The 19,090-nt window shown below is 40.1% G+C and carries 14 protein-coding genes; 13 read left to right on the plus strand and 1 reads right to left on the minus strand.

The annotated features are described in order from the left end of the window. Nucleotides 1-72 precede the first annotated feature (72 nt). The 9 genes from QZ738_RS01325 (at nt 73) to QZ738_RS01365 (ending at nt 12,906) form a co-directional block, all read left to right on the plus strand. Entirely contained in the window at nt 73-2,679 is a 2,607-nt protein-coding gene (locus QZ738_RS01325) for a c-type cytochrome (protein ID WP_293783380.1), read from the plus strand. 427 nt (nt 2,680-3,106) lie between these two features. After that, the gene (epsC, locus tag QZ738_RS01330) at nt 3,107-3,919 is read left to right on the plus strand and encodes a serine O-acetyltransferase EpsC (RefSeq protein WP_293783383.1); all 813 of its coding nucleotides are present in this window, start codon (nt 3,107-3,109) and stop codon (nt 3,917-3,919) included. Between the two features lie 11 nt (nt 3,920-3,930). Next, on the plus strand, nt 3,931-4,803 hold the full coding sequence (gene cysM / locus QZ738_RS01335; RefSeq protein WP_293783386.1) for a cysteine synthase CysM: 873 nt from the start codon (nt 3,931-3,933) through the stop codon (nt 4,801-4,803). A gap of 398 nt (nt 4,804-5,201) precedes the next feature. Continuing rightward, nucleotides 5,202-6,470, plus strand: a complete 1,269-nt coding sequence (locus QZ738_RS01340) for an ATP-binding protein (RefSeq protein ID WP_293783389.1) — start codon at nt 5,202-5,204, stop codon at nt 6,468-6,470. 237 nt (nt 6,471-6,707) lie between these two features. Further along, nucleotides 6,708-7,400 carry a 5-oxoprolinase subunit PxpB gene (pxpB, locus tag QZ738_RS01345; RefSeq protein ID WP_293783392.1) on the plus strand — a complete coding sequence of 231 codons (693 nt, stop codon included), beginning with the start codon at nt 6,708-6,710 and terminating at the stop codon, nt 7,398-7,400. After that, nucleotides 7,397-8,395: a biotin-dependent carboxyltransferase family protein gene (locus QZ738_RS01350; protein WP_293783395.1), complete on the plus strand. Its 999-nt coding sequence runs from the start codon at nt 7,397-7,399 to the stop codon at nt 8,393-8,395. The genes pxpB and QZ738_RS01350 overlap by 4 nt, the downstream gene beginning before the upstream one ends. Next, entirely contained in the window at nt 8,392-9,153 is a 762-nt protein-coding gene (locus QZ738_RS01355; protein WP_293783398.1) for a 5-oxoprolinase subunit PxpA, read from the plus strand. The genes QZ738_RS01350 and QZ738_RS01355 overlap by 4 nt, the downstream gene beginning before the upstream one ends. Then, complete coding sequence (locus QZ738_RS01360; RefSeq protein ID WP_293783401.1) at nt 9,150-10,334, plus strand: NRAMP family divalent metal transporter; 1,185 nt, start codon at nt 9,150-9,152, stop codon at nt 10,332-10,334. Before QZ738_RS01355 ends, QZ738_RS01360 begins: the two co-directional genes overlap by 4 nt. Nucleotides 10,335-10,344: 10 nt before the next feature. Then, complete coding sequence (locus QZ738_RS01365; protein WP_293783404.1) at nt 10,345-12,906, plus strand: M1 family aminopeptidase; 2,562 nt, start codon at nt 10,345-10,347, stop codon at nt 12,904-12,906. 814 nt (nt 12,907-13,720) lie between these two features. On the opposite strand, the gene QZ738_RS01370 is transcribed toward QZ738_RS01365, so the two are convergent. Further along, the gene (locus tag QZ738_RS01370; RefSeq protein ID WP_293783407.1) at nt 13,721-13,855 is read right to left on the minus strand and encodes a hypothetical protein; all 135 of its coding nucleotides are present in this window, start codon (nt 13,853-13,855) and stop codon (nt 13,721-13,723) included. Nucleotides 13,856-14,030: 175 nt separating this feature from the next. Here QZ738_RS01370 and QZ738_RS01375 point away from each other — a divergent pair, with 175 nt between their 5' ends. The 4 genes from QZ738_RS01375 to egtB are packed head-to-tail and all read left to right on the plus strand — an operon-like array spanning nt 14,031 to nt 19,086. Beyond that, nucleotides 14,031-15,413, plus strand: a complete 1,383-nt coding sequence (locus QZ738_RS01375; protein WP_293783410.1) for a mercuric reductase — start codon at nt 14,031-14,033, stop codon at nt 15,411-15,413. Between the two features lies 1 nt (nt 15,414). Next, nucleotides 15,415-16,374 (plus strand): ABC transporter ATP-binding protein, encoded by a 960-nt coding sequence (locus QZ738_RS01380; RefSeq protein ID WP_293783413.1) that lies wholly within the window; start codon nt 15,415-15,417, stop codon nt 16,372-16,374. Next, nucleotides 16,367-17,938 (plus strand): ABC transporter permease/substrate-binding protein, encoded by a 1,572-nt coding sequence (locus QZ738_RS01385; RefSeq protein ID WP_293783416.1) that lies wholly within the window; start codon nt 16,367-16,369, stop codon nt 17,936-17,938. Before QZ738_RS01380 ends, QZ738_RS01385 begins: the two co-directional genes overlap by 8 nt. Next, complete coding sequence (gene egtB / locus QZ738_RS01390) at nt 17,938-19,086, plus strand: ergothioneine biosynthesis protein EgtB (RefSeq protein WP_293783419.1); 1,149 nt, start codon at nt 17,938-17,940, stop codon at nt 19,084-19,086. The genes QZ738_RS01385 and egtB overlap by 1 nt, the downstream gene beginning before the upstream one ends. Nucleotides 19,087-19,090: the final 4 nt, after the last annotated feature.

Below are 19,090 nucleotides of genomic sequence, written 5' to 3' on the forward strand. Positions count from 1 at the left end.
TTGTGGCAATAGCGAATTTATATTTTATGTAAGTTTACCCAGCACAAATTAACCAGAATTAACAACACACCAATGATTAAATTTTCTTTAAGCTTAATTTCTTTCACCCTGATTTTTTTTGGATTAAGAAACTTTTTTAGCGAACCACAATTACAGCAGGTATCTCCCCCTGGATTAACAATCACAAATTTCGCCGGACCCGATGTTACACCAAGTCCGGCCTGTTTAGCTGTAGCGCCAACGGGCGAAGTGTTCGTGGGTGTGGATATGATTGGATCTTTAGGTAAAGATCCTGGTAAAGGGCATATCCTTAAATTGATTGATAAGGATAATGATGGTAAAATGGACGAACATGTAGATTTTGCCGAAGTAGATAATCCACGTGGAATCATCGTACAGGGTAGTCAGGTTTATGTATTACACACCACTTTTTCGAAAGAAACAAAACAGGCTACAGGTATGAGTCTGGTTGTTTTTGAAGATAAAGATGGCGATGGAAAGGCCGATGGACCCGAAAAGCCACTTATTGAGCATATCAGTAATGCCAAATACATCCGTGAGCGTGGTACCGATCATGCCACCAATGGTATCAGGATGGGGATCGACGGTTGGATTTATATCTCTGTAGGAGATTTTGGATTTCACGATGCGGTAGACCGTTCGGGTAAGAAGCTTACCATGCTGGGCGGAGGAATTTTGCGCGTTCGTCCGGATGGAACGGAAATGGAAGTATATACCCACGGCACCCGTAATGTTTACGATGTAGCGATAGATCCTTATATGAATGTTTTTACCAGAGAAAATACCAATGATGGCGGAGGCTGGAATGTCCGTTTCTCGCACCACATACAATCTGGCGAATACGGTTATCCGGTTTTATTCCAGAATTTTACCGAAGAAATTATTCCGGCATTAGCCGATTTAGGCGGTGGATCAGGAACGGGGGCATTGTTTATGGATGAACCCAACTGGCCTGAGCAATATAACCATGTGCCCATGATGGCTGATTGGGGCAGAAGCATGCTATATATCCACAGAGTTACTGCCGATGGCCCAACCTTTACACAAAAAGACGAAGAATTTATTAAGCTGCCGCAAATTACAGACCTTGATGTAGACGGATCGGGAAGGTTATACCTTTCGGCCTGGGATGGCGCAGGTTATTCAGGCAGCCCGAATAAAGGCTACGTTGTGCGCGCAGTACCAAACAACTGGACTTACAAAGCTTTTCCGGACGTTAAAAAAGCCTCTGTTAAAAAACTAACCGAGCTACTGAAATCAAATAGTGCAGTTGGCCGGTTGGCAGCTTCGCAAGAATTGATTTCGCGTAACAATAAACAAGCGGTTTCATCAGCTTTAAAAGTGGCTTCTGATCAGGGTTTAGCACTTGATGTACGTATAGCAGGTATGTTTACCTATGCACAGTTAACCAAAGAAAATGGCATAGCTACTTTGATCGAATTGACGAAAGATAAAGCAATGAAAGAATTTGCGTTGAAAGCATTGGCCGACCGTAAAACTTATTTAGATAAAGTACCGGTTGAGCCATTCTTAGAGGGATTAAAAGATGCTGATCTTCGCGTTCAGGCGGCTTCTATCATTGGCTTAAACCGTTTGGGCAGGGTCGAAGTAGCCAATGTACTTTTACAAACAAAAGTTCCTGCTTCATTTAAGTCGCCTGCAAAAGGAACTGAGGGCCCTCATGCAACACCAAATTCGGCCATTATCTTGCCGCATTTAGCGGTTAGGGCATTGGTTGATCTTCGGGCGGAAGATGCTTTGCTTGCTGCGGTTAAAGGCGAAAATGCTACGCTTGCCCTTTGGGCTTTACGCTATCTGCACAGTGAAAAAGTAGTTAACGGATTGATTGCAACTTACAAGCAGGCGTCAGATGAGAAATTGAAAGAGCAGATTATGGTTACCTTAGGCCGTTTGTATAAAAAGGAAATTGCTTATGATGCCAGCTGGTGGTGGGGTACACGTCCCGATTCTCATGGTCCATATTTTAAAGCCGTGGCCTGGGAAGGTTCTCCTGTTATCGAGAAGTTTATAAAAGAAGAGGCTGCCAAAGCAGGAGCGAAGGGTAAACAATTTTATGTCGATTTAAATGAGCGCCAAAGGATGGATATTGCTGAATTTAATGTAGAAGAAAAAGTTGCAGCGGTTGAAGAGCCAAAAATTGATCTGAATAAAATCAAGAACAAAAAAGGCCAGGTAGGTAAATCATCTATTGAAGATGTTTTGTTGGCAATCAATAAATTACAGGGCGATCCGCTAAAAGGAAAAAATATTTTTAATAGCCAGGGTTGTATAGCCTGCCATAGTTTAAGTAAGAGCGAAAAAATGAAAGGTCCGTTCATGGGGCAGATTGGTTCCATAATGAACCGTGAGCAGATTGCAGAATCAATTTTAAAACCTAATGCTTCCATTTCGCAGGGATTTGCTTCGGTAATGATTACCGCAAAAGGCGACCGTACCTTTATGGGCTTTATTACGGAAGAAACTGCCGCTAAAGTGGTGCTTCGTAACATTGCAGGGGAAGTTTTTACCATCAAAACCGGAGATATCCTGTCGAGAAAAGAAATGGAAACTTCGATGATGCCCGAAGGTTTGGCCAATTCATTGTCTTATGAAGAGCTGGCTTCCTTAGTTTCTTTCTTATCCGAACAGAAGCAATAGCAATTTCTAAATAATTTTTTCTGCCATAGCGGAGGTTACTATTTTATAGAAATCTCCGCTATGTGTCTTTAGGGAAATTCAGTCCAACAGTAAAGATTTCTTATTTCAACAGTACGTTTTTCATATTCCAGGGAAGCCGTCACCCTGAACTTCCGCCCGGCCGGTCGGACGGGTGTTTCAGGGTCTTTGATCTGGATTAATCTCAGTTAAATCGTTAGCATAAATGACAACAAGATCGAACGCACTCTCCCAAAGCATGAACGGATAAAATACTCGGGACTCCAGACTAAGCACTTCGGACTATTTTGTTATTTTCCCGCCATTTTTATTTAGAAAATCTTTCTGGTAGTTTCAGTTTAAAAAAACAAAACCTACATTTAGCGATTAAATCTATATATTTAGTCGATGAGCAGATCGGCCAGCAGTTATGGAAGACCATTTTTTTGAACAAATTTTCAAGAACCCTCTTGAACAACAAAACATTCCACCCAATGCAGTCATATCCCATTGGGCAGAGAAGCTTATTCAGGTACTTTTTCCGGAAAATTCTGTCAGGATGTTTTCAACCGTTGCCGAAATAAAGGAGTATGTAGCGGTTTTGGAACTCGAGCTTTATGATATCATATCGGCAAGTTGCCAGCTTAAAAATAGTATGTGCAAAAATGCAGCCGGTCAGTTTTTCGAAAGCTTACCGGAACTTTATCGTATCTTAAATACCGATATTGTGGCTATTTACGAAGGGGACCCGGCGGCGCAGAGCAGGTTTGAGGTGATTCGGACCTATCCGGGTTTTTATGCCATCTGTTTTTATAGAATTGCTCATACGCTTTACGATTTCGGAATACCACTTGTTCCGAGGATATTGACCGAATATGCACATTCTAAAACAGGTATTGATATTCACCCGGCTGCCAGTATAGGCGAGTATTTTTATATCGACCACGGAACAGGAATTGTTATCGGCGAAACCAGCACCATAGGCCGTTACGTTAAACTTTATCAGGGGGTAACGCTTGGTGCATTGAGTGTTAAAAAAACACTGGCAGGCAGTAAACGCCATCCTACGGTAGAAGACAGGGTGGTGATCTATTCTGGCGCAACCATATTGGGTGGCGAAACCGTTATCGGGCACGATAGTATCATCGGAGGAAACGTATGGCTTACCGAAAGTATCCCTGCATTTTCCACCGCTTATCATTCGCCCGTTATTACCATAAGAAATTATAAAGAAACCCATTAATACAGTAAAATATGGCAGGAATAATCGATTTGATCGGAAACACGCCGATGGCCGAACTTCAAAAGTTGAATGTAAACCGCGGCGTACGTGTGTTTGCTAAATTAGAAGGTAATAATCCGGGGGGTAGTGTTAAAGACAGGGCTTCGCTCAATATGATCAGAAGTGCAATTGAACGGGGCGAGGTTACGCCGGGTACTAAATTGGTGGAGGCTACAAGTGGCAATACCGGAATCGCATTAGCCATGATTGCAAGTTTGTATCAGTTGGATATTGAATTGGTTATGCCGGCCAACTCTACACGCGAACGGAAAGTAACCATGGAAGCCTTTGGTGCAAAGGTAACCTTGTTGGAAAGTATAGAAGCGTGTAGGGATTATGCGGAAGAAAAAGGTGTTTCAAAAGGATATTATCTGTTAAATCAATTTTCCAATCAGGATAATTATCTGGCCCACTATAAAACAACCGGGCCAGAGATATGGCGAGATACTGAAGGGCAGATTACACATTTTGTAAGTTCGATGGGAACAACCGGAACGATTATGGGCTGTTCGAGGTTTTTTAAAGAGAAAAATGCTGATATTCAGATTGTAGGCTGTCAACCTACCGAGGGTTCATCCATTCCGGGGATCAGGCGTTGGCCGGAAGAATATCTGCCTAAAATATTTGATCCAAAAAGGGTAGATCGGGTGATGGATATCGCACAGGAAGAAGCTACCTTAATGGCCAGGAGAATGGCTAAAGAAGAAGGCTTATTTGCTGGTATGAGTTCGGGTGGTGCTTGTGCAGCTGCTTTAAAGCTCGCCAGCGAATTAGATAAAGGTACCATTGTTTTTATCGCCTGCGATCGGGGAGACCGCTACCTCAGCAGCGATCTGTTCGGTTGAAGATAATTGCTCCTCAGATTATTTTTCATCTTTCTACTCACTCCTAAGCATTATGTTTGCCACGGAGGCACGAAAAACACGGAAAAACTTTAACCTCCTCCGTGATTTCTGTGTTTCCGTGGCCAATTATCTACACATGCGTTAAAAGAAATTTCCCAGGCGCTTTCAAAAATTATAAGGTTTTTTTTAAAATCACCTTCATCTTTCTACGTATGACTGAGCATTATGTTTGCCACGGAGGCACGAAAAACACGGAAAAATTTTAATCTCCTCCGTGATTTATGTGTTTCCGTGGCCAATTATTTTACACATGCTTTAATGTAATTTCCTGGTGCTTTTCAAAATGATAAGACTAATGATCGAATTTTATAATATATTTGCTAATTATATTAGTAAATATGTCGGTAAAGGTTAATATCACTTCAAAGGGAATACAAAAAGTACTTAAAAACTATAATGAAAGGCAGGCTATTGCCGAATACATTTGGAATGGTTTTGATGCCAATGCAAATACTATCTGTTTAGATTATGAGGCCAATCCATTAGGACTTCTAACCCATTTAACGATTGCCGACAACGGTTATGGAATTAATTTCGACCGCCTGCAGCAAAAATTCGATCCATTCTTTGAATCTGAAAAAGCCATTCAGATTGTGGCGCCAAAGCATACTTCCAAAATGCACGGACGTAATGGAGTAGGTAGGCTGACCTTTTTTACCTTTGCACACGATGCCGTTTGGCATACTACCTACCAGTCAGAACAAGGCTTTCGCAATGGAGAAATCCGCATTAATACAGGCGGGTTAAATAGTTATACCTCTGATTTTTCCACCACTCCGAGCCCTACAGGTGAAACAGGAACAACTGTGTCTTTTACCAATCTGAAGATCAGCCAGCAGGATATAGAAACCATTGTGCTCCCTTTTCTGATCAACGAATTCTGTTGGTTTATAGAATTAAATCAACACAAAAATTACTCGGTTATTGTAAATGGCGAAGCATTAGATTTTAGCAGTAATATCAAAAGCATGGAAGAGTTTAAGCTTTTTTATCCGGATACAGCGGTTACTTTTAAGATCAAATATGTTCACTGGAAAGAAAATCTGCACAAAGAACTTTCAAAATACTATTTTCTGGCCGGTGGAGAAGAAATTTATAAAGATTACACTACTTTAAACAAAAAAAGCGACGATTATTTCCACAGTGTATATATCGACAGTGATTTTTTTCGTGATTTCGATTTTAAAAGTTTCGAAAATGAAGGGCAGGTAGCCATATTTGGTGCGGCCAAATCGTCGGCAGAATATAGGTTTTTGATTAAGGCACTAACCGAATATCTTAAAGGTAAGCGTAAACCATTTTTGAAAGAATATGCCAATAATTTGATTCAAAGTTATGAGCAGGATGGAATATTCCCGGTTTACGCCAGCGAAAGAGAAAAAGAAATGAGAAAGCCCGCACTGGTTGATTTAATTAAAGCTTTGTATGAAATAGAACCTAAATTGTTTGGTAGTTTAAATACCGATCAGAAGAAAACCATTGTACGACTGATTGATCTTTTAATGCGTGCCAACCAGCATGATGAAATTTTTGAGGTGTTTAATGGCGTGATTGAATTAGAAGCTGATGAGCAAAATGAATTGCTGCAATTGATAAAAAGTCTTTAACCGACCAAAAAATACTTTAATAATTAAACTCTAATGATTATTTTGTTGGCAATAAACCAATTTTAAATATCCAATTGACAAAATCTTTGTGATTTTGATAATATATAGCCATTTTTATGGCGGCATTTTAGTTGTCAGGCTCATATGATGAAGATTATTTATGAATAAGTCTTTCCGTTTTGTATGATTAAGGAGGAAAGCTGTTCTGGAACAAACATTCCATTAAAAATTTATGGGTTGAGCGAAAAATCGGTTACGATAACATTTGGAACGACAATCGACATTGATTTGTTGGATCTGATTACCGATTTTAATCAGTTGCTTTTAGAAAATCCTTTTTCCGGACTGATTTCCACAGTTCCGGCTTATACTACCTTAACTGTTTTTTATGATCCATTAATGGTGATGTCATCCGATCTTCCCGGGGAGGTTGGTTTCGAAAAGGTATCAGCATATTTAAATAACATTGTACCCACACAAACAAAAAAAGCGGCTCAAGTTGCAAATGAACTGGTTATCCCGGTTTGTTACGGAGGTCATTTTGGTCCGGATCTTACAACTGTAGCATTGGCCAATCATCTTACCGAAACTGAGGTAATTGATATACATACGGGTGGGCATTACACCATTTTTATGATCGGGTTTGTGCCCGGTTTCGCCTACATGGGAGGCATGGACGACAGATTATCTACCCCTAGAAAAAACGTTCCTACAGCTAAAATTCCTGCCGGATCTGTTGGTATTGCAGGCAACCAAACTGGTATTTACCCCATGGAAACACCTGGTGGGTGGCAGATTATCGGCAGAACACCATTAAAGATGTTTGATGTAAACCGCGCACAGCCGTCTCTTTTGAAGGGTGGCGATCGGGTTACCTTTAAAGCCATTGATCAGGCCGAGTTTAATACTTTACTTGAAATAGGGATATGAAAATCAGCATCATCAAGCCCGGTTTGTTAAGTACTGTTCAGGATATGGGGAGATACCGGTTTCTTTCTCAAGCTGTGCCTGTTTCTGGTGCGATGGATGAATTGGCTCACCGTTTAGCCAATAAAGCCGTTGGCAATGATGATCATTGTGCTACGATCGAATTTACCTATGCTGATGCGGCGTTCAAAGCTGAAACACCGGTTCTGATTTCTTATTCTGGTGATGGTGCCTTTCTAGTTTATAATGATGAATTGATACCTGCAGAAAAGCCATTGTTTTTTTCGGCAGGTTCCGTGATCAAACTGGTCAATAATCCAAATGGGGTACGTACCTATCTGGCTATTGCCGGCGGATGGCAGGTGCCTGACGTAATGGAAAGCAAAAGCACTTACCTAACCGCTGGTTTCGGAGGCTTTAATGGGAGGACATTGCAAAAAGGTGATGTCCTGGTTAGCGGAGCTGACATTAACCAGCTATCAAATAAAATTTTGAATCAACTGATCGGAAGATCATTAACCTACCCAAATTGGAGCATTTTGCGCGATAGTTTACTGCCGGAGAAAAGGAAAAAGATAAGAGTTGTGCCGGCCAATGAAATTGGTTGGTTCGACGCAGCATCCATTCTATCCTTTTTAACCCATAGCTATACTATCGGTTTGAGGAGTAATCGTATGGGTTACCAGTTAACCGGAAAGCCTTTGGTCAGAAAAGTTAAACAAGAGTTACTCAGCACGGCAGTAAGCCCGGGAACTATCCAGGTAACAGGAAGTGGCGATTTGGTTATACTCATGGCCGATTGCCAGACAACGGGTGGTTACCCGCGTATTGGTCACGTTGCAGCAGTAGATTTACCTTTGTGTGCACAACTCAAGCCTGGCGATAGTATTCAGTTTTCTGAAATCTCAAGAGATGAGGCGGAAGAACTTTATCTTGAACGTGAACATGATTTGTTATTGATTAGCAAGGCAATAAACCTTAAATATACTGACATATGAAAATGATCGATCTTAATTGTGATATGGGTGAAGCTTTTGGAAGTTATCTCATGCCAAATGATGAAAAATTGATGGATTATATTTCATCAGCAAATATCGCCTGCGGTTTCCATGCAGGCGATCCGGCTGTAATGCAGCAAACCGTAAATTTGGCTATAAAAAAGGGAGTAGCCATAGGTGCGCATCCTGGTTTGCCGGATTTACAGGGATTTGGCCGTAGAGAGATGAAGATAAGTCCGAATGAAGCCTATCAGCTTACCTTATACCAAATTGGTGCCTTAAGTGCTTTTGTAAAAGCTGCCGGCAGTAAATTACATCATGTTAAAGCACATGGAGCATTATATAACATGGCCGCTAAGGATGCTCCTTTGGCAAAAGCAATTATACAGGCTGTATCAGACTTCGATCCTGGTTTAATTTTATATGCTTTGGCAGGGAGTAAGATGATAGAAGAGGCTGAAAAATTAGGAATTGTGACCGCTTCAGAAGTTTTTGCCGACCGTAGCTATCAGGACGATGGTTTACTTACTCCACGCTCTGCAAAACATGCTTTAATCAACAATGACGATGATGCTGTTAATCAGGTACTGGGATTTGCTTTAAAACAGGAGGTAAAAAGTGTAAATGGGAACCGTATTCCATTAAGGGCTGAAACAATCTGTTTGCATGGCGACGGTGAACATGCTGTAGCGTTTGCTAAATTAATAGCCGGAAGGCTAAAAAAAGAAGGTATTATCATTAAAGCACCAGCAATATGAAACCAAAATACAATTGGAGTGTACTTTTAGGTGCCGCTTTTCTGATGGCTTCGTCAGCCATTGGTCCGGGGTTTTTAACGCAGACAGCTGTTTTTACCCAGCAGCTCGGGGCAAGTTTTGCCTTCGTCATCTTACTATCCATAATATTAGATGCCATTGCACAATTAAATATCTGGCGGATTATTGCCGTGGCCGATAAACCTGCACAGGATATTGCCAATAAGGTGTTTCCTGGTTTGGGTTATTTTATTTCTTTTTTGGTTTTTTTAGGTGGTTTGGCCTTTAACATTGGCAACATTGCCGGCGCTGGCTTAGGACTAAATGTGTTATTTGGCATCAGTGTAGAACAGGGTGCTGTAATAAGCGCGATTATGGCCATAGGAATCTTTATTTATAAGGAAGCTGGTAAAGCAATGGATGTTTTTGCCAAAGCCATGGGACTGATCAAAATTGTACTTGCTTTAATTATTGCTTACACCAGTTCGCCACCATTGGCAGAAGCAGCATTGAGGGCGGTAAACCCTACACAGTTTAGTTTTACCGCGGTATTAACTATAGTTGGTGGAACCGTCGGTGGTTATATCACTTTTTCGGGCGCTCATCGTTTATTGGATGCCAGACAAACCGGTATACAAAATTTAGGTGCGGTAAACAAAGGTGCGTTAAGTGCCATCGGACTGGCATCCATTATGCGCTTATTGTTGTTTATTGCTGCATTGGGCGTGGTAAGTAAAGGTTTTACTTTAGATCCGGCCAATCCAGCTGCTTCAGTTTTTAAATTGGCCAGTGGCGAAATAGGCTATAAAATTTTCGGGGTGGTGATTTGGGCTGCGGGAATTTCTTCTGTCGTGGGTTCGGCTTATACTTCCATCTCTTTTATCAAAAGTTTTCATCCCCTGATATTAAAGTTTAACAGAGAGATTATCATCGCTTTTATATCAATCTCCTGTGTAATTTTTATCCTGATCGGTAAACCGGTCAAAACATTGCTTACCGTTGGGGCCATAAATGGTTTTATTTTACCTATTGCATTGGGCGTTATGCTTATTGCAGCATATAAATCAAAAATTATTGCCCAGTATAAACAACCGTTATGGTTAACCTTAACAGGTTTGGCAGTAGTAATAACCATGGTTTGGATGAGTTATGGTACGATTATACAAATGATAAACGGAGAATAAATTTTATAAAATGAATACAATAATCAAATATTTCTGCATTTTACAAATATGGACTGCAACCTGCTTTGCACAGCAGCATCCGGAAACAGTAGCTGTAGAGCCTGGTGTCTCCCTCACGCTGGCAAATGCCAGAAGCGCTGCATTAAGTAACATTGAATATAAGCTTCACTTCAGTATTCCAGCCGAACAAACCGCTCCGATTCAATCAACTGAAAATATTGATTTTAAGCTTAATAAATTGATTAACCTGCAGGTGGACTTTAAGCAAAATGAAGATCATATCAAACAGATATCGGTCAATGGAAAAAACATACCGGTCAATTTCAGAGCAGAACATATCTTAATTAAGCAGGAGTATCTAAAGATTGGCAATAACCATATCGAAATCGGATTCATTGCTGACAGCGAATCACTGAACAGAAATAAAGATTTTTTGTATGCCCTTTTTGTTCCTGATCATGCCAGAACGGTATTTCCCTGTTTTGATCAACCTGATTTAAAGGCTAACTTTTTACTTTCATTAACCGTTCCAACTGATTGGAAAGTAATGGCTAATGCATCAAAAAAAGATTCGTTGGTAAAAGATGCCGCAACCACTTATCACTTTAATCGTTCGGATAAATTGCCTACTTATCTATTCTCGTTTACGGCAGGTAAATACACCCTGGTTAATCGGAAAATGAACAATAACAGTATGGAATTTTTGCACCGCGAAACCGATTCGGCGAAGATTCGGTTCAGCGTCGACTCCGTTTTTATAGCGCATCGCGATGCCATTGCTTTTTTGGAAGACTGGACAGCGATCAAATATCCCTTTCAGAAAATTGGCTTTGTGAGCATTCCTGATTTTCAGTTTGGGGGTATGGAACATCCTGGTGAGGTGCAGTATAAAGCATCTTCATTATTTTTAGACCAGGGGGCAACTAAAGATCAGTTTATTTCGCGATCTAATCTCATTTCGCATGAAACGGCGCATATGTGGTTTGGCGATCTGGTTACGATGAAATGGTTTAATGATGTTTGGATGAAAGAGGTTTTTGCCAATTTCATGGCCGACAAGGTTACCGAAAAGTTGATGGGTAAAAACACTTTCGATCTTAAATTTTTACAAGATCACTATCCGGCAGCTTATGGCGTAGACAGGACTTTGGGCGCTAATCCCATTCGCCAGCAACTGGATAATTTACAGGAAGCCGGATCCATGTATGGAAATATTATTTACCACAAAGCCCCGATCATGATGCGCCAGCTGGAGTTACTAATGGGCAAAGATAATTTTCAAAAAGGCATAAGGGAATATTTGAAAAAATACAGTTATGGTAATGCTACCTGGAATGATTTGATTGCGATTTTAAGCAAATACAGTCAAAATGATCTTTTGAGCTGGAATAAAGTTTGGGTAAATGAACCTGGAAGACCAATTTTTGGCTATCATATCGAATACGATAAAGATAAAATAAGTCATTTTCGCATGAGCCAAAAAAGTGAATTAGGACAGTCCAGGGTATGGCCGCAATCTTTTACGGTGAAGCTGGTTTATCCGGCCTATAGTAAAATTTTGGTGGTAAATGCCAAAACTGCTCAAACAGATCTAATGGAGGCGAAAGGCCTGCCTAAACCACAGTATATTTTATTTAATGCAAATGGTGCAGGATATGGTCTTTTCCCGATTGAAAAAGAAATGATGGCCAATCTTTATCATCTTACCGATCCTTTGGAACGGGCATCGGCCTATATCAATGCCTATGAAAATATGCTTTCGGGCAAAGGCGATAAACCAGAAGAACTTTTAGGGATATTTTTGCAGGGACTTACAGTAGAGAAAAATGAAATGAATCTTCGGCTGATTACCGGCTACCTTGCCAATATTTACTGGACTTTTCTTAACGGCGACGTACGGAACGCCATGCACGAAAGCACGGAGAAAACCATATGGAGCGCGATGGAGCAGCAGCAAATGCCAAACAACAAGAAAATTTTGTTCAATGCTTATCAGAATGTTTTTCAGAGTGCCGAAGCTGGAGAAAGAATGTATGATGTCTGGCTCAGGCAAACCGCACCGGAGGGTGTTAAATTGTTAGAAGATGATTATAGCGCACTTGCTTTGACGCTGGCCCTTAAAACAGATACGGCAAACACTATCTTAAAAGAGCAGTTAGCACGTACCAAAAACGAAGACCGTAAAACCAGGCTGATGTATCTAATGCCTGCACTATCTTTGGATGTTAAAGAGAGGGATCTTTTTTTTAAGGGTTTAAAAGAACGAAAAAATCGCCAGAAAGAAGCCTGGGTAATAACGGCATTATCTTATTTGCATCATCCGATCAGACAAAAAACATCTGTTCGGTATCTGAAAGAAAGTTTGACTTTACTGTCGGAAATACAGAAAACAGGAGATATATTTTTCCCGCAATCGTGGTTAGCAGCCACCTTTTCTACTTATAACAACAAAGAGGCAAATTCAATTGTACAAGATTTCTTAAAAAACCATCCTGATTATAATCCAAAATTGAAAGATAAGATTTTGCAAGCAACAGATAACCTTAGGCGGGCACAGCAGATTTTGCACTAATTTTAAGCCTTTTGTAACTAATTTTGTACATAAGGATTTCAAAAGAATTTATACTTTTGTCGCGAGAGCGTTAATTTAGATTTGAAAAGGGTAAGCATTCATTTGTTTGCCCTTTTCTTTTTGAAGAGTTATTTTAATCTCAATTTCATCTTTAGAGATCCTTACATTCCCTTAATTTTTCATTATTTAATTAATCCGCCGAAATTAATATTTCCAAATCCTCTTTTGAAAAATAGAACTGTTTCATTAATACTGAAACAAGTATGTTTATTTCAGTATTAATGAAGCAAAGAATAGCGCAGCAATATTATAAAAAGTCAGAAATAGACATATAATCAATCAGCAAAGGATTCATCGAACGCCTATTTTTGACAATTTTTACGTTCAATGGTATACCTCATGCATTAATTTTTTTAGTGCGTTAAAGTTAGCAACAAAGTTAAAGCATGATGATAGAGTAGACGAAGTAGAAAAGTTAATAGCTATAATTTAATTGGAAATATGGTTTCTGTTACAGTTTCTTTGTTTTACGTAATGATATGAAATCACGCAAGCAAAATTGAAAATGGATTGAATCGCTTACTACATACATAAAAAGGTATATGTCATTTTCTTCTCGTCTTAAAATATGCTTTTATAGACTAAACTATAAGTTCCCATCATCTCTAATGAAACGCTGTTGAATAGCGTGATCTATCTTGATAAGATCTCTTGATTTAATATTCTTAACTGGTTTTGAGAAATGCCTGAAACACTTATAAGTATATGCGCCTACCTTAACATAAGAATAAGTTAAAGATTACTATTTTCCAGTTTAATTAAAAGATTCCGTTTGGCTATTCAGATCATCCAATAAACCGTTTAATAAAATTTCCCTTTTATCTTCAATAGAAGTATCATCCTGGATAAAAACGGTAAGGTTCGTATTTTCTGTTGTTTGCGTTTGCATGAGTTAGGGATTTACGTTCTCAATTCAATTGTTTATAATGATCTAACGCGGATTTTCGAATATAGTTTGTAACTTTTTTAAATAAACTGAGATAGTCCAACCAAAAATAAATCGCTCCTGCTCAAACATTGACCTACTAATTCAGGTTACTAATACAACAAAACAAAACCCATTGATGAAACATTATGACGCGATAATTATTGGAGCGGGACAAGCCGGTGTACCGTTAGCTAAAAAACTTGCTGAGGCTGGTAAAAAAACAGTGCTTATTGAAAAGAGATTTGTTGGCGGTACCTGTATCAACGATGGCTGTACACCAACCAAGGCGATGATTGCTTCTGCGAAGGCCGTGTACCAGGCCAAAAAGGCTTCCGAATTAGGTGTCGAAATTGGTGATGTTAAAATTGATTTCAAGAAGATCATTCGGCGTAAAGATGATATTGTAGATCAGTTTAGGTCGTCATCAGAAAAAGGGATTAACGAAACCAAAGGACTCAGGCTTATTTTTGGAACGGCAAAGTTCAGCGCTGAAAAAGAATTGACCATTGCCCTTAACAACGGTGGTGAAGAAAAAATCACCGGCGATTGGATTTTTATTAATACCGGTGCGAAAACGGCCATTCCTGATATAACAGGATTGGATCAAATAGATTATCTTACCTCAACAACAATTTTAGACATAGAAAACATTCCGGAGCATTTAGTGGTCATAGGTGGCAACTATATCGGGTTGGAGTTTGGGCAAATGTTTAACCGCTTCGGCAGTAAAGTTACCATTTTGGAAAAGTCGAAGGGTATATTGGCTAAGGAAGATGAAGATGTTTCCTCAGCGCTAACTGAAATCTTAACTGACGAAAAGATAGCTATCGTTACAGATGTGGAGTTTGATAAAATCAGTCAGGATAAAAAACAGCTCCATATTTCACTTCATTCAGGTAAAGCCAAAAAGAACATTGCGGCAAGCCATATCCTTATTGCAGCAGGGCGGATACCGCAAACCGCTGCATTAGGACTTGAAAAATGTGGCGTCAAATTGGATGATAAGGGCCATGTGGTGGTGAATGAAAAACTGGAAACCAATATTAAGGGAATTTATGCCTTAGGAGATGTAAAAGGTGGTCCTGCTTTTACGCATATTGCCTATAACGATTATACTATTGTTTACCGTAACTTGATAGAAAGGACAACATATTCTATTGAGGACCGTCCAGTGCCGTATTGCATGTTTACTGATCCACAACTCGGCAGGATCGGTATCTCGGAAAAGGAAGCGAGAGAAAAGAAATTGAATTACAAAGTTGCCATGATTCCGATGTCGCAGGTGGCACGCGGCATTGAAACCAACGAAACTTTGGGCTTAATGAAGGCGGTTGTAGATCCGGATACGAAAAAGATTTTGGGAGCGGCTATTCTGGCGTCAGAAGGTGGGGAGATTATGTCTGTATTACAAATGGCGATGGAAGGCGGTATTACTTATGATAGGATCAGGTATTGTGTTTTTGCTCATCCTACCTATACCGAATCGCTGAATAATTTATTTATGAAACTCGATAAATAATATGATCGAATTAAAAGAGATAAGCAAGAAATTTGGAGATACCCAGGCGGTAAAGCAAGTCTCTTTTAGTGTGGCCAAAGCAGAAACATTGGTGTTACTGGGCGCGAGTGGCTGTGGTAAAACCACTACTTTAAAAATGGTCAACCGTTTGATTGAACCTGATTCAGGGCAGATTTTGATTAATAAGCAAGATATTATCGCTCAGAATCCTGATGTGCTGCGCAGGGGAATAGGCTATGTCATGCAGAATATCGGGCTTTTTCCGCATTATACCATAGCCGGTAATATTGCACTGGTGCCAAAACTATTAAGGTGGGATAAGGCAAAAATCAAAAGCCGGACACAGGAACTGATTAAAAAACTACATCTTCCTGAAAGCATCCTGGCCATGTATCCCCACGAATTAAGTGGCGGACAGCAACAACGTGTTGGCCTGGCGCGTGCCTTAATTACAGATCCACCGGTACTATTGATGGATGAGCCATTTGGAGCCCTCGATAACGTTACGCGGACCAGTATCCAGAAAGAGTTTAAAGCGTTAGAGGAGTTGAAAAGGAAAACCATTGTGATGGTAACACATGATGTTCAGGAAGCTTTTGAACTCGCAGACCGGATCTGTTTGATGGATAAGGGGGAGGTGGTTCAGATCGGTACACCAAAAGAATTATTGTACCATCCCATAAATGATGTAGTAAAGAATTTCCTTGCCGGACAAAGGCTGGTGCTGGAATTTAAGGTCACTAATATCCAGGATATTTGGTATTATTTACCTGAAGGAATAGTTTATCATGAAGAAACGGTCAATGCTGATTTAAGTATTTGGGAGGCTATGGAATTATTGCGAAATAAGGATAGGTCTGAGCTTTTTGTATGTGGAGCAGGTAAAATAGTCAAATCCATCAATTTCGAGCAGTTAACTAAAGGATTTAACCAGTACCAAAACGCGCAGCAGCATGAATGAGCAACATCAAACCTTGTGGCAATTTATGTCGGGGCAGTCTGATAAATTGTTCAGCCAAACCCTGCAACATGTAGGTCTGACCTTTATTTCGTTAATTCTCGCTATCATCATCGGTTTACCATTAGGCTTACTGATTGCGAGAAAGCGGAAACTTTCCGGAATGATTCTAGGTATTGCTGGTGTATTGCAAACCATTCCAAGTATTGCCTTATTGGGCTTTATGATTCCTGTTTTGGGCATTGGTGCCAAACCAGCTATCGTGGCACTGCTGATTTATGCTTTGCTGCCGATTATCCGGAATACTTATACTGGCATTATCGGCATTGATTTGCCCGTTAAAGAGGCCGCCAGGGCCATGGGAATGAGTAAAAGGCAGGTTTTATTAAAAGTGGAGTTGCCCCTTGCCATGCCGGTTATTTTAGCAGGTATCCGCACTGCCACCGTGATTAATGTAGGCGTAGCCACGCTGGCCTCGTTTATTGCTGCAGGTGGCCTGGGCGAATTTATTTTTGGCGGCATTTCGCTCAATAATACCAATATGATTCTGGCAGGAGCCATTCCTGCCGCTTTACTGGCAATTATACTTGATGCAGTACTGTCCCTTATTCAAAATATGGACATTAGGAAGCTGAGGAAGGTTTTGTACATCCTTCCTATAGTGATTTTGCTTTTAGGTGGATTTTATATCTTACCTTCTGCGTATGGAGCTTCTTTAACCGCTGGATTTACACCGGAATTTATGGGCAGGCAGGATGGAGACTTAGGACTGAAATCAGTTTACGGTTTAAAAATCCATACCATCGTAATCAGCGATGCGGTGATGTATAAGGCTGCTTACGCTAAAGAACTGGATGTCATCAGCGGTTACTCTACCGACGGACGTTTAAAAGCTTTCGACCTGAAAATTTTAAAAGACGATAAGAATATTTTTCCACCTTATTATGCTGCACCCATTGTTCGCGATGAAGCTTTAAAACAATTTCCCGATCTGGAAAAAACTTTAAATCTGCTCGCCGGTAAAATTACGGATTCGATCATGACTGATCTGAATTACAGGACAGATTATCTTCATCAACAGCCGGAACGGGTGGCTAAGGACTTCCTGATCAGCAAGGGCTTGTATAAAGCGCCCAAAAGTGGACATCAGGGCACGGTAAGGATCGGTTCAAAGATTTTCGGAGAGCAATATATTTTAGCCGAAATCTACAGCATGTTGATTAAAGGTTATACCGCTTATGATGTCGCCACTAAAACCGGATTGGGTGGAACAAAAATCTGTTTTGATGCACTGCTGAACAATCAGATCGACTTTTATCCCGAATACACCGGCACAGGCCTTTTGGTTTTATTACAGCCAAATCCAAAAGTTGCAAAAGAAATGGCTCAGGATAAAGAAAAAACATACCGTTATGTAAGCGCAGCGTTTGAGAAAAAGTTTAAAATCAAATGGCTCAAGCCTATCGGTTTCAATAATTCATATGCCTTAATGATGCGGCAAAAACAATCAAAAGAACTGAATGTTAATAGCATTACAGACCTTAAAAACTACCTCGATAAAAATTAATGACATTAGTAGAAGAATACTTACAGATTAGGAAATATTCCGAACAGGTTTGTGAACCTTTACAAACTGAAGACTACGTGGTACAACCGGTTGTAGATGTGAGTCCGCCCAAATGGCATTTAGGACACACCACCTGGTTTTTTGAAACTTTTATATTAAAGCCATTTTCGGATAATTATCAGATATATAACGATGATTATAATTTCGTATTTAATAGTTATTACGAAACCGTAGGCAATCGGGTAATCCGCACTGATCGAGGCAATTTAAGTCGTCCAAGTGTGAGTGAAATTTATCAATACCGGGCTTATGTAGATACCGCTATGGTAAATTTTTTAAGTACAAACTTAAAAGATGAGGTTAGGGAACTGTTGGTTCTGGGCTTTAATCACGAGCAGCAGCACCAGGAATTGTTGTTAACCGATATTAAATATATTCTAGGGAATAATCCATTATTTCCGGTTTATGTTAAAGGCAAAGAAGAAATCTTAACGATTAAAGATGAACCAGGTTGGATTAATATTCCGGCAGGAGTTTATCAAATTGGACACGAAGGAACTGGTTTTTGCTTCGATAACGAACTCAACAGACATCAGGTTTATCTGCAAGATTTTGCCATCAGTAATACATTGGTAAGCAATGCCGAATTTTTGGAATTTATCCGTGCAGGTGGGTATGAAAATTTTAGTTACTGGCATTCCGAGGGTCGGGATTGGGTAAAAAACAATCACGTTAAATCACCCATGTACTGGCATTTAATCAATGAAGAATGGTTTAATTATACCCTGGGCGGACTTGTACCAATTGATTTAAGTGCACCGGTAAGTCATATCAGCTATTATGAAGCTTATGCCTATGCGGGATGGAAAGGCATGCGTTTGCCTACCGAATTTGAATGGGAGGTGGCTGCAAAAAAATATAATTGGGGCGAAAGATGGGAGTGGACGGAGAGTGCCTACCTTCCTTATCCTGGTTTTAGTAAGGCACCGGGCGCAATAGGAGAATACAATGGCAAATTTATGGTCAATCAAAAAGTACTTCGGGGGGCTTCCGTCGCTACCCCGCAAAATCATTCACGCATTACTTATCGAAACTTCTTTCATCCACATTTAAGATGGCAATATACGGGCATACGCCTGGTAAAATAAAATC

It is taken from the genome of uncultured Pedobacter sp. (assembly GCF_913776295.1).
Classification (GTDB): domain Bacteria; phylum Bacteroidota; class Bacteroidia; order Sphingobacteriales; family Sphingobacteriaceae; genus Pedobacter.

Excerpts from the sequence above, each read along its gene's own strand:
- QZ738_RS01325 (WP_293783380.1), top strand. The coding sequence starts at position 73 with ATGATTAAATTTTCTTTAAGCTTAATTTCTTTCACCCTGATTTTTTTT.
- epsC (WP_293783383.1), top strand. The coding sequence starts at position 3,107 with ATGGAAGACCATTTTTTTGAACAAATTTTCAAGAACCCTCTTGAACAA.
- cysM (WP_293783386.1), top strand. The coding sequence starts at position 3,931 with ATGGCAGGAATAATCGATTTGATCGGAAACACGCCGATGGCCGAACTT.
- QZ738_RS01340 (WP_293783389.1), top strand. The coding sequence starts at position 5,202 with ATGTCGGTAAAGGTTAATATCACTTCAAAGGGAATACAAAAAGTACTT.
- QZ738_RS01350 (WP_293783395.1), top strand. The coding sequence starts at position 7,397 with ATGAAAATCAGCATCATCAAGCCCGGTTTGTTAAGTACTGTTCAGGAT.
- QZ738_RS01355 (WP_293783398.1), top strand. The coding sequence starts at position 8,392 with ATGAAAATGATCGATCTTAATTGTGATATGGGTGAAGCTTTTGGAAGT.
- QZ738_RS01360 (WP_293783401.1), top strand. The coding sequence starts at position 9,150 with ATGAAACCAAAATACAATTGGAGTGTACTTTTAGGTGCCGCTTTTCTG.
- QZ738_RS01365 (WP_293783404.1), top strand. The coding sequence starts at position 10,345 with ATGAATACAATAATCAAATATTTCTGCATTTTACAAATATGGACTGCA.
- QZ738_RS01370 (WP_293783407.1), bottom strand. The coding sequence starts at position 13,855 with ATGCAAACGCAAACAACAGAAAATACGAACCTTACCGTTTTTATCCAG.
- QZ738_RS01375 (WP_293783410.1), top strand. The coding sequence starts at position 14,031 with ATGAAACATTATGACGCGATAATTATTGGAGCGGGACAAGCCGGTGTA.
- QZ738_RS01380 (WP_293783413.1), top strand. The coding sequence starts at position 15,415 with ATGATCGAATTAAAAGAGATAAGCAAGAAATTTGGAGATACCCAGGCG.
- QZ738_RS01385 (WP_293783416.1), top strand. The coding sequence starts at position 16,367 with ATGAATGAGCAACATCAAACCTTGTGGCAATTTATGTCGGGGCAGTCT.
- egtB (WP_293783419.1), top strand. The coding sequence starts at position 17,938 with ATGACATTAGTAGAAGAATACTTACAGATTAGGAAATATTCCGAACAG.